Source organism: Jeotgalibaca caeni, from assembly GCF_028863945.1.
Taxonomy (GTDB): domain Bacteria; phylum Bacillota; class Bacilli; order Lactobacillales; family Aerococcaceae; genus Jeotgalibaca; species Jeotgalibaca caeni.
This window is the reverse complement of sequence record NZ_JARBEA010000009.1, coordinates 51,409-62,783: the sequence shown is the minus strand read 5'-3', so window position 1 is coordinate 62,783 and position 11,375 is coordinate 51,409. Positions and strand designations below refer to the sequence as shown.

9 protein-coding genes and 1 pseudogene are annotated in these 11,375 nt (G+C 43.4%); 7 read left to right on the top strand and 3 right to left on the bottom strand.

From position 1 onward, the window contains the following. Both PVE40_RS03410 and PVE40_RS03405 read right to left on the bottom strand, forming a co-directional pair. Positions 1-104, bottom strand: a pseudogene (locus PVE40_RS03410) (transposase); the annotation flags it as partial. Positions 105-715: 611 nt separating this feature from the next. Further along, the gene (locus PVE40_RS03405) at positions 716-1,459 is read right to left on the bottom strand and encodes an alpha/beta fold hydrolase (RefSeq protein ID WP_274730471.1); all 744 of its coding nucleotides are present in this window, start codon (positions 1,457-1,459) and stop codon (positions 716-718) included. Between the two features lie 105 nt (positions 1,460-1,564). Between PVE40_RS03405 and PVE40_RS03400 the strand changes: the two genes are divergently transcribed. The 5 genes from PVE40_RS03400 (at position 1,565) to PVE40_RS03380 (ending at position 6,822) form a co-directional block, all read left to right on the top strand. Then, on the top strand, positions 1,565-1,822 hold the full coding sequence (locus PVE40_RS03400; RefSeq protein ID WP_274730470.1) for a hypothetical protein: 258 nt from the start codon (positions 1,565-1,567) through the stop codon (positions 1,820-1,822). Between the two features lies 1 nt (position 1,823). After that, entirely contained in the window at positions 1,824-2,684 is an 861-nt protein-coding gene (gene ant(6) / locus PVE40_RS03395) for an aminoglycoside 6-adenylyltransferase (protein ID WP_274730469.1), read from the top strand. Between the two features lie 14 nt (positions 2,685-2,698). Next, positions 2,699-3,721 (top strand): sugar kinase, encoded by a 1,023-nt coding sequence (locus PVE40_RS03390; RefSeq protein ID WP_274730468.1) that lies wholly within the window; start codon positions 2,699-2,701, stop codon positions 3,719-3,721. A 127-nt stretch (positions 3,722-3,848) separates the two neighbouring features. Then, a complete protein-coding gene (locus PVE40_RS03385) occupies positions 3,849-5,990 on the top strand; it encodes a methyl-accepting chemotaxis protein (protein ID WP_274730467.1) in 2,142 nt (713 codons plus the stop codon). Between the two features lie 157 nt (positions 5,991-6,147). After that, positions 6,148-6,822, top strand: a complete 675-nt coding sequence (locus PVE40_RS03380; RefSeq protein WP_274730466.1) for a YtxH domain-containing protein — start codon at positions 6,148-6,150, stop codon at positions 6,820-6,822. A 64-nt stretch (positions 6,823-6,886) separates the two neighbouring features. On the opposite strand, the gene PVE40_RS03375 is transcribed toward PVE40_RS03380, so the two are convergent. Then, positions 6,887-8,386 carry a YfcC family protein gene (locus PVE40_RS03375; protein WP_274730465.1) on the bottom strand — a complete coding sequence of 500 codons (1,500 nt, stop codon included), beginning with the start codon at positions 8,384-8,386 and terminating at the stop codon, positions 6,887-6,889. 218 nt (positions 8,387-8,604) lie between these two features. Here PVE40_RS03375 and PVE40_RS03370 point away from each other — a divergent pair, with 218 nt between their 5' ends. Then, positions 8,605-10,455: a hypothetical protein gene (locus tag PVE40_RS03370; RefSeq protein WP_274730464.1), complete on the top strand. Its 1,851-nt coding sequence runs from the start codon at positions 8,605-8,607 to the stop codon at positions 10,453-10,455. 15 nt (positions 10,456-10,470) lie between these two features. Next, a complete protein-coding gene (locus PVE40_RS03365) occupies positions 10,471-11,364 on the top strand; it encodes a hypothetical protein (protein WP_274730463.1) in 894 nt (297 codons plus the stop codon). Positions 11,365-11,375: the final 11 nt, after the last annotated feature.

Sequence of the window (11,375 nt, the reverse complement as noted above, 5' to 3'; positions counted from 1 at the left end):
CTTTCCACCAAGTCGTTCACGGCAAAAGCGACATCATTTTTCTGTAATTTAAATTCCAAATCTAGAGGCAAAATCACCTGGTTTATAGTATACTGTTTGTACATAAAGAACACCCCCTGAGATTAGTTTGTCGTTACTCTAATTTTACCAGAGGGTGTTCTTTTTGTATTTAAAAATCTTTGCGAAAAGTAAAAAAAGTTCCACACCATTTAGTCGTTCGATGGTGTGGAACTTTTTAGGATTGGGGCTTTTGTCCCAGCCTCCTCTTCTACATACGAATATTTGCTCCGTAAACATGCCCTAAAAGGCAGCTCCGATGTCACTTTGTCATGATTGTTGCTGCTTTAGCAGCTTACAAGCATGATACACTTGGGCGTGAGCCCACAGTGCTTCCGAACTAATGCTCCGATGGTCTACGACCATCGGAGCTTTTTCGTTCCAGTTGCCATAGCCGTTGCAGCTTTAGCTGCCTACGGATATGGTATGCGTTAGAAGTTTCGAAGCTAAACGCCTTTTGTCCCACTCTCCTTCGTTCATTTCGTTGTCACTTTTATCGTTGCGTTAGCACCGCGTTCAGTGGGGCTATCGCAACGATAGGAGCCTTTGCGTTGTGATATCGTCCCGTTCGACTCTTCTATCACAACGATAGTAGTTGTTGTGTTGCGCTAGCACGGAGCTCAGCTCATCTATCGCAACGAAACTTCAGGACTGCTTGTTAGGTACGTAAATGTGCGGTGAAAAATGTGACAACTTTTTCCATTGTCTCTACTTTCACTAAATGTCCTTCATTTTCATCGATGAACTGAATATTCGCTTTTTCGGGATGCTCTTCGACGAATTCCACTACGTCATCGTACGGCACCACATGATCTTGTTGTCCATGCCAAAAGAAGAGCGGGCGACCGGCAATCGTTTCTGGGTGCAGGGAGAGGTCGTACTTCGGAACCCAATCCAACAAATCTCGATAGTCATCTGGAAAGTAACGACCAGCTGTTGTGGCGTGATGGACGATTCGCTCGCGGTAAGCAAGAGGCTTCGGTGAACCCATCACGCAAGCAGCTGCTTTGATTTCAGGATGATGCGTCAAAAGGGCACAAGTCGTGATTCCGCCCATCGAGATTCCGCCAACGCCTATTTCATCACCTGCCAATCCCATTTTCTGGAAATGGTGGAGAATATAGCCGAATTCCATCAAGTTGGTATGGATGCTTTGCCAGAAAGTTAAAGAAGGGATTTTGGAGATCGGTTGCTTGCGCTCCCCATGATTGGCTGCGTCAGGCAAGATTACCCGAAACCCCTCGTGTGCTAAATGACGTGCTTGGGTTAAGTTAAGCTCTTTCGCCGACTGCCAGCCGTGGTAGTAAATAATGAGCGGCAATGTTTGATTCCGCTTTTCTTTAGGTACAACTTCCAAGAGTGGAATAGTACCTAGTGTGCGTTTTCGTATGGTTAATTTCATCTTTTCCACCTCCACTAGAGCATACGTGATGGAAAGAAAAAAGTCCATTTTCGCTCCTCAAGCGGTATAATAGAAGCAAGGCTTTACTCGAAAAGGAGGCGGTAAATGGAAATAAGGGAAGTTCGAGCAGCAGAGTTGCCCGCTCTCGTACGAATGGCACAGCAATTGTTTTGTGAAACCGATTACCGAAAGCAAAAGGTAGCGAGTGAACTAGTACGAGCAAGAGAGAAAGGATGCACAGAAATTGCATCAGATGCGGAATGCGAAAATGTTCTCAGCCATACGTTTCATAAAATGGTTGGTTATCACATGATCAGCAAAACCGTTCATTTTATTAAAGAGTTAGAAACGGAGAGCGAATGAAATGCGTACGGAAAAGGAAATGATGGATCTCCTATTAAAAGTGGCGCAAAAAGAAGAGCGCATTCGATTCGTAACATTGGAAGGGTCCAGAGCGAATCCAGCTATTCCAGATGATCCTTATAAGGACTATGATGTTTCCTATTTTGTTCCGGATGTAGCTGCATTTCGTGCCAATGAAGAGTGGCTGGAGGTATTTGGACCGCGCTTCATGATGCAAAAGCCCGAGGAGTCGACTTTATATCCTGCCACATTAGGGAATTGGTTTTCTTATCTGATGCTGTTTGAAGACGGCAACCGGATTGACTTGAAGCTCATCCCTCTCAGAGAGCTGGCAGATTACTTCGCAAAGAGTGATGGCTTGGTGAAGGTTCTTTTGGATAAGGATCAACGCTTGGAAGAACCGATTATACCGACTGACAAAGAGTACTGGATCAAACCGCCGACCCAGAAAAACTATGAGGATTGTTCCAATGAATTCTGGTGGATCAGTACGTATGTGGCGAAAGGACTCGCACGAAAAGAGTTTCTGTATGCGGCTGATTATCTTCATCAATATCTTCGTCCTGTCTTACTGAAGATGATGGCATGGGAAATCGGTGCAAGAGAAGGCTATACATTCAGTTTGGGCAAACAATATAAGTTCTTGGAGCCGCATGTAAAGGAAGACGATTGGCAAACGCTCCTGTCGACCTTTCAAACGGACAGTTACCAACATCTTTTTAACGCACTCATTCAATGCCAAGAACTATTTCGCACCTATGCGAAAAAAGTCGCTGTAACTTTTTCGTTTCCTTATCCGGATTACGATGAGAAGATTACACCGTTTATTCAAGAGTTGAACCAAGAATATAGCAAGAAGTAGAAAGGGAGAAGAAGATGAAAGTATTAACATTTGGAGAAATGATGATGCGTTTGAAGCCACCCGCTCATGAACGCATTTTACAAGCACAAACCTTTGAAGCAACGTATGGAGGCGCGGAAGCAAATGTAGCCATTTCTTTGGCGTTATTGGGAAATGAAGTGACCTATCTCACAAAGTTGCCAGCAAATTTACTAGGGGATTCGGCCCTCTCCGTTTTGCGCAAATACAACGTCCAAACGGATCATGTCTTACGTGGTGGTGACCGATTAGGATTGTACTTTTTTGAAAAAGGAGCGAGCGTTCGTTCTACAAATGTCGTGTATGACCGCAAACATAGCGCGTTTTCCTTAGCAAAAGAGAGCGAGTTTAATTGGGCAGAAATATTTAAGGATGTCACACTTTTTTACTTCTCAGGAGTGACACCAGCAGTTTCAGACGAAATGGCAGCAGCTATTTTAGCAGCGTGTGAGTATTGTCAGAAGCAAGGGATTGAAGTGGTCTGCGATTTGAATTATCGCGGGAAAATGTGGGCACCGGAAAAGGCACAAGCCTTCATGAGGAAAGCCATGAATTATGTGACTGTTTGTTTGGCTCATGACGAAGACTTTGAAGCGGCGCTCGGAATCCAAGCCTTTGATAGCAATCATGGCCAAGCGCTGGAGCAAAAGAAACAGTATCAAAACGCCATGCGAATGGTGACCGAACAGTTCCCGAACTGCCATACCGTTGCAAGCGTCTTGCGGAATATTTATTCGGTAGAGGACAGTGAGTGGATGGCCATGCTGTATCAAAATGGACAATTTTATGAAACCAATCTTTATCACCCTCATGTAATGGAAGGGGTAGCTGCGGGAGATGCGTTTGGAGCAGGATTTGTCCACAGCTTGATTCACGAATTTAGTCCAGAAGAAACCATTCAGTACGCGTTGGCTGCTAGCGTATTGAAGCTGACGATTAGTGGAGACTTTAACTTGGTTTCTGATGCGGAGATTCGTTCCATAATGGGCAATAGCAAGGCGGCTCGATTAAATCGTTAAGCTTCAAAAGGGTCCCTTTGCCAAACGGGTATCGATATTGTGATATTTATCCTTAATAATTTCGAAACCTCTCCGATATAGATAAAGAAGCTGAAAATATACATAGATGGAGATGGAAAGGGAACCGATGAAGAAGATACCGATAAAGAAAAAGTTGAAGTTGAATAAAATGAATCGCCCGAATAGAAAGAAGAGTAACTTACCGAAGCTCACAAAAAATATGCTGATGATGGTTATTCCGGCTATTTTGTTAGCGATTACCATCATCAGTCTGATTACTTTTAATTATTCCCGCAATACAATCATGGATGCATTAGATAAGCGGATGCATCTTCAACTGAGCACAAGTGCCAATGGAATTGACAAGGTAATGGTGAAGGAGCGCGCATTAGCAGAAACGGTTGCTCGTACGGTAGAAAATATTTATGAAGAAGCAGATGAAGCAGAATTCGATAGCTTGCTCAAGAAGACTGCAGAACTATATCCAGAAACAGTTGGGATGGGAATTTGGTTTGCGCCAAATGCGTACCGCGATATGGAAAAATTCGCTCCTTATACGATGGTCAATGAAAGTGGCGAAGCCATTGCCAGCCGTGAGTATACAGTAGGCAGTTTTGATATTCATGCGAGTGAATGGTACCAAGTAGGTTCACAAGGTAATGGTGGTTGGACGGCTTCCTATACGGACCCAGTTACCGCTGCACCAATGGTTACGGTCGCTGTACCGATGTACCGGGGACCTGGTTCGCTTCTTGGGGTAGTAACGGTAGACGTTGATATTTCAGTTGTGGGTAACTTGATTGCAGAAACTGAATTGGACTTTGATGCCGAAGCCTTTGTCATTGATAAATCAGGGGTTTATATTTCCAATATAGACGAAGAGAAAATCATGAAGCTAAACATCGCTGATGAGGCAGACAGAGAACTTGCAGACACTCTTACTTCCATTAATTCAGAGAAACAAGCCCAGCAAGGCATGAAGAATTACGAACTCCATGGCGAAGATTATCGGATGTACTACAACCACGTACCGCAAACCGATTGGCTAATGGGAATTAACGTAGAGACTGCTAGGATTGATGAATCACTACAGGGGCTCATCCAACTCTTTGTCCTAGTTGCCGTCCTTGCAGTTATTATCGTTTCGATCTTGATTTACTTATACTCCAAACGCCTTGGGGATACAGCAATCCATAGCAGTATCTTGGCGAAAGACATTTCGAACGGGATTCTCTACACTTCGCCGTTAACGAAAAAAGATACAACGAAAAAAGATGAGCTCGGTGATATCGCTCGTGCATTAGAATTAATGCAGAGCAATCTGAAATCAACCATCGCTCAGATTACGAATAGTTCCGATAATGTTGTTTCGATTGCTGGAAATCTTACTGCAACAGCCGAAGATTCTGCAGCAAGCGCAAATGAAATTGCCACCGCAATCGAAAATATTGCAGAAGGTGCGACGGCGCAAGCAACGGATACTCAGGAAGCTTCCGAAAACGTAGAAAACATTCAAACCATCGTGGACAAGAACTTTGAAATTCTGACTCAATTAGTCAAAGCAACCGACAACATTGAAAGAACGAAAGATGAAGGTCATGCCGTATTGGAAGAATTGATTGAACTGATTCACGTAACGACTGAAACCAATGGGGCAGTAAATGAAACGATTGAAGAAACATACCGCAAGTCGCAAGAAATTGAAAAAGCGAGCGGTATGGTAGAAGCAATTGCAGAACAAACAAACTTATTGGCTCTCAACGCTTCCATTGAAGCAGCGCGTGCAGGTGAAGCTGGAAATGGTTTTGCCGTAGTGGCAAATGAAATCAAGAAGCTGGCCGAAGAATCTCGCGGATTCAACGAAGTAATCAAGAAAGTAATCAATGAGTTGAAGGAAACGTCCTTAAACAGTGTAGAAGTCATGAATGAGACCAAGAAAATGTTAACCAACCAAGGTCAAAAAGTAGAAGAAACCAAAGTGAAGTTCGAACACATTGCCGATGCAATTGAAAAGAACAAGGAAGTCGTTGAGAAGCTGCAAACTTCTTCTGATAACATCATGACGAAGAACAATGAGCTGTCTGGCGTCGTACAAAACTTGTCTGCCATTGCAGAAGAAAATTCCGCTACAACGGAAGAAGTAGCTGCCATTGCCCAAGAACAATTCCGTTCTTCTCAAAATGTATCGAATGCAAGCGAAACCTTGTCAGAAATCGCTGTGAACTTGCAAGAACAAGTGAAAAACTTCAAACTAGAAGAAAATGAGTAATTCTGAAAACGAGCAAGTCCCTTTTTAGGGATATGCTCGTTTTTTGCTGCTTCAAAAATCGTTTTATTTTGGATTAAGCGAATTTTGGTATAAAGTATGGGTAGAAGCTTTCTATTTCTTTTTCAAAAAAGATGGTTTTGAAAGGAGCACGAACAAGATGAAAGTATCAAAAATGATGGACATGAGTAAGGATTATGCAATGGACGCAATGGATGTAGCTAAGGATTATCTTCCTTCCGCTCACCAGTTAGCCAAGTCTAAAATGAAGGCTGACGCAAAAATTGCAAAAGGAATCAGTCACGCAATGCCTGCTAAAGTGAAGAAAATGGAAATAGCGAAGATGATTCTCTTACCAGCAGCAGGGGCAGTAGCCGCATTATTATTGGCACCGAAATCTGGTAAAGAGCTACGAAAAGACATCAAAAACAAGTTTAGTGACGTAACAGAAACGAGTATGGAAAAAGCGCAAGAATGGAAAGAAGTAGGGATGGAAAAAGCCCAACACTTAAAAGAAGTAAGTTCTGAAAAAGCGCATGACTGGAAAGAAACCGGCATGGAGAAAGCTCAAGACTTAAAAGAAGCCGGAACAGAAAAAATGAGCAGAGTGGCTGATCAAGCTAAAGAAATGAAGGATGAATATGTCGGCAAAGCCGAAGAAGCATTCGATTCATCTGACATGGAAAATGATCCTGTTGTAACAGAAGGCAATGTGCATGGTTCAGCTGACGAGCCAAACGGAGATCAAACGATTCCAGCTGATAAACTGGATGAAGCATTGGAAGACGTAGGTGTGGACTCAGAAGATGAGTTGCTGGACGACAACAAATCCTAATCGATAAAAGAAGACCCAATCGAGTTTGCTCTCTTAGAGACTCGATTGGGTCTATTTCGTTTGTCTAACTTACTAGAACGCCTATCGATAAGACGATACACGTTACAATGAAAATCACAGCCACTAACTTACCAGTGAACTTCCACCATTTTGTTAGCGGAATGTTTCCAAGAGCCAATGCTCCCATCACCACACCAGAAGTCGGCGTAATCAAGTTGACTAAGCCACTCGCGGATTGATAAGCAGTAATAACTAAGTGATCCGGCACCCCGACGAACTCTCCGAGAGGTCCCATAATCCCAATCGTTGCTGCCGCTAATCCAGAAGTGGAAGGAATGAGAATCGCCATTGGTAAATAGAAGATATAAGTAAAGATAATAAACAGAACAGGGGAAAGGCCAGCTAGACTTTGTTCACCCCAATGAAGGACGGTTGCAGTAATCATCCCTTCATTCATCACTACTTGAATGCCGCGTGCCACGCCAACTACTAGAGCAACACCTAAGAAATCTCTGGCTCCCTCAAAGAAATGGGAGACGATTTCCTTTTCCGAAAGACGGGCAACGAGGCCTACTACAATCGACATGACGAAGAACAATAAGGTAATTTCCTCAAAGTACCACGTTCCAAGAGGAGCACTTTGTTGACCTAAAATCGCTTGGCTGAAAGGAATACTGATTAGCCATTGGTGGAAGGTCTCGAAGAATGTCCAATTTTCATTGATACTGGACCAAGGAATCAACCCAATAACCATCAGCAAGAAGGTAAAGATAAAGAGTCCCAGTACCCTTTTTTGTTGTTTTGTAATCGAAGAAACTTCTGAAGCAGACGTGGGATCGTCTAACTCTTCGGTTTCTATCCCGTGCATAAGAGAAGAAGTTGGATCGGTCTTTACTTTAGCGGCATAACGGTACACATAGAAGACCGCAACGAGGTACAGGACACCCAGCAAGAGGAGACGCCAGAAAATTCCATCACCAGGTGTGATGCCGAGTGTTTGCGATGCAACGCCCGTCGCAAACGGATTGACGGTTGAAGCAAGTACGCCAATCCCAGAACCTAACAACACCACTGCAATTGCGACGATTACATCAAACCCGACCGCAACCATAACCGGAATAATCAAAGGATAGAAGGCCATCGTTTCTTCCGCCATCCCAAACGTTGTCCCGCCTAACAGGAAGACGGCCATTAAGATTGGAATCAGCATCTTTTCTTTCCCTTTGTTGCGTTTCACAATTTGGGTGATTCCCGCATTCAAAGCTTTTGTTTGGCTCACGACCCCTAAGAATCCACCAATAAATAAAATAAACAAGGACACTTCAATGGCACCAGGCGTAGTCTCTGTCCCAATCATTCCTTTAATCGGTGCCATGAAGACGTCCAGCAACCCTTGCGGATTACGTTCCACAACTTGATACGTTCCAGCGATAATCGTTCCATCGGGATCTGTTTCGTATGTGCCTGCCGGAATAATCCAAGAAAGGACGGCAACAACTAATATAATTCCCAGTAAAACTGTATAAGCAGATGGCATTTTCCACCGCTTTTTTTGTATATTCATCTCTAAACTCCTTTATCAAAATAATATCCTTTCTCATTATAGGGTAAAAACAACATTTTGCGAAGAAAGCGCAGCGCTTCTAAACTGCTTTTAATATTGTTGGAATTTTACGTGACAATGGAAGGAGGACGTGCTATATTAACCTAATAAAAAGTAAGCGCTATTCACCCCCCCACGTGCGGCCCCCATTTTCTTTCCCCCCAAAGGAGGACTCCATCATGAAAACAATCATCACCGGACACGTTGATTCGTTGTCCAAACGATTCTATCAGCCCCTAAAGAAACACAGCCATCTCTTAATTGTTGGAAACCATACGAATCAAATTGCTTCAGATGAACGTACGAAGGTATTAGCTCCAAAGCACTGGCAAGAACAAATCCATAGTGTTTTTTCTGCCCATGCATGTGACCATATCGTGTACTTTTTGAACCGACCTGAAGAAGGCCCCTCGCAAATGGATGAAGTAGGCAAGTTGGTCCAAATTTTGGATGCGGCCACGACCTATCAAGTGAAGAAAATAATCATTGTCTCTTCTGCCAATGAATTTGAACAAGAAATAAATCAAGAAAGCAGAATTCGTTCTACCTGTTTAGAACTGTGTTCCCTATACAAGCAACAGTTTCATCTCCCTCTAACTGTGCTTCACATCCCCTTTTTATTCAGCAGTGCTTCTCAACATCATTATTTACACCATACCTTAACCCAATTGATTACAGAAAATGAAATCCACCTCGACGGAACGCCGCATGAGAGCATCAGCTTTTTAGCGCAAATAGATTTAGCCATTCTCATCGAACGACTCCTCTTGGAACCGGAGAGAGAAGTATCCCACTTAGAAGTACCAGGAAAAACCCGTTTGACGATCGAAGAATTTGCCCAAGTATTACAAAATAAACGACCAGAAGCAAAAATCTACCTTTCAGGAATGCCCTGGATAAAAACGCCGCCTGCTGATCCAGATCCTGCCTTTCAAGCATTTCGCTGGAGTCCGCAACTTGATGTAAGGGATGAAATTGACCTTGCAATGGAGCAAATTGAAAAGACAGCAACGAAGCATCGCACCACCATTTTGGAGTATTGGCAATCTTTGCGGAAGAACCATACGACATGGTTTATTGCTTTGGAAATGGTTCTCGGGTATCTCTTGATGAGCTACTTGAGTACTGTAGCAAGCGGACTGGTTCCTTTCCGGACCATTGACTTCCGTTTGGTGTTCGTTGTCTTCATTGCCGCTTCGCATGGACACAAAGCAGGAATTTCTGCCGCTGTTTTCGCCCAACTTGCCTTGTTCTTGGATTACGCCGCCTTAGAAATGGATTGGCGCCTGTTACTATACAACGTTGCCAACTGGATTCCTTTTGCCTTGTACTTATTAATTGGTTCAACGTTAGGCTTCCTGCGCGATCAACATCGTACGACAGAGACCAACTTGACGGAAGAAAACGAATCATGGGCGGATCGTTATGTGTTCTTGAATGAACGCTACAGCGAACTGATGAACAGCAAGCTTCAGATTGAGAAGAAAGTCATTAGTTCACAAGAAAACTTTGCCCGATTGTTTTCTACGTTGAGAAAATTGGAAGAGGCCGAACCTGCCCGTTATTTCCATGAAGCCCTCCATAGCATCGAAGAATTACTCCAGAATCACAGCCTCAGTTTTTATCACCTCACAAACAACTCCATGGTAGCGTACCGCATTACCGCATCTACGGCTGTCCAAAATCAAATCCCAGAAAAGTTAACGATTTCCAATTTTGCACTGCTTCAAAAGGCAGCAAGCAAAAACGAAGGCTGGATGAATAAAACCAAAAAAGCAGGAGAACCTGTGTATCTCTACCCGATTATCCTCGACGAGCAATCGACCATTCTTTTTGTCATCCATGATGTGCCATTTGATCAATTGAATGCGTATCAAGAAAACTTATTCAAGCTGACGGGAATTTTGTTGAGTTCTTCCATTCATCACCTCTATCAATCTACAGAAAAGGAATTCGTTTCGTCGTTGCCACAAATCGTAACGATGGAGGCGATGCAATCTGGAATCGCAAAAGAACGGATAAGCCAATAAGAAGGAGGGAAAGATATGTCGATCAATCAATTTTTTCTTTCTTTTGTGTTGGTACATGGAGCCGCTTGTTGCGGAATTTTCTTTCTAAAGAAAAGAAACAGAATCCAAGCACCAACTGAGGTATTTTTTTTAGCAGGTGTCATTCCGGTATGGGGAATGGTGGTGCTCTGGATTACTCATTCTGCTGTCAAGAACGGGAAAGCAGGGAGCCGGGCGTTGGACTTGCAGCGCTTCGAGCACCAGACAGAATTTTTAACACGTCCATTCGTTGAAGACGAAGTGGAAGCGAAGACACTCATTTCTTTGGAAGAAGCACTCCTCTTAGAAGATCCAATGTTGCGACGTCAATTGATGAAGAGTTTGGTACAAGAAAATCCGAGCGACTTTGTTGCAGTTTTGCGGCGCAGTTGCCTAAGCGAGGATACAGAGGTCAGTCACTATGCTTCGGCGGCACTGATGCAGATTCAAAACGACTATGAGGTAAGTGTTCAAAACGAAGCTGCGAACATGCTGAAAATGAAAACGCAAGATAGCCAAAAAGCGTATATCACAACGCTGGATCAGTATATCAAGAGTGGTCTCTTACCTGAAAATGCAGAACGAATCCAAAGACGCCACCTCGATACCACTCTGACCGATTACTTAGAAGCAGGAGCGTTGGATTATACGTATTGTGTCATTGCGGTCGACAATGCACTCGAACTAGGTTTGTTCGAAAAGGCATTCCAATGGTTGGTAGAAGCACAAGAAACCTGGCCGGATGATGAGACTTTATTTTTATCAAAACTGAAGTACTACTACTTGGAACAAAACATTGCTGCTTTGCGAGCGGAAATCTCAAGAGCAGAAGCCACACATGTTTACTTGTCACCTGATACCAGAAGCGTGATTGCTTTTTGGCTAGCATAAGAGAGGAGGAG

What these genes read in the sequence shown, in the direction of transcription:
- PVE40_RS03400 (WP_274730470.1), top strand. Translation starts at nt 1,565, where the DNA reads ATGGAAATAAGGGAAGTTCGAGCAGCAGAGTTGCCCGCTCTCGTACGA.
- PVE40_RS03380 (WP_274730466.1), top strand. Translation starts at nt 6,148, where the DNA reads ATGAAAGTATCAAAAATGATGGACATGAGTAAGGATTATGCAATGGAC.
- PVE40_RS03370 (WP_274730464.1), top strand. Translation starts at nt 8,605, where the DNA reads ATGAAAACAATCATCACCGGACACGTTGATTCGTTGTCCAAACGATTC.
- PVE40_RS03375 (WP_274730465.1), bottom strand. Translation starts at nt 8,386, where the DNA reads ATGAATATACAAAAAAAGCGGTGGAAAATGCCATCTGCTTATACAGTT.
- PVE40_RS03405 (WP_274730471.1), bottom strand. Translation starts at nt 1,459, where the DNA reads ATGAAATTAACCATACGAAAACGCACACTAGGTACTATTCCACTCTTG.
- PVE40_RS03390 (WP_274730468.1), top strand. Translation starts at nt 2,699, where the DNA reads ATGAAAGTATTAACATTTGGAGAAATGATGATGCGTTTGAAGCCACCC.
- PVE40_RS03365 (WP_274730463.1), top strand. Translation starts at nt 10,471, where the DNA reads ATGTCGATCAATCAATTTTTTCTTTCTTTTGTGTTGGTACATGGAGCC.
- PVE40_RS03385 (WP_274730467.1), top strand. Translation starts at nt 3,849, where the DNA reads ATGAAGAAGATACCGATAAAGAAAAAGTTGAAGTTGAATAAAATGAAT.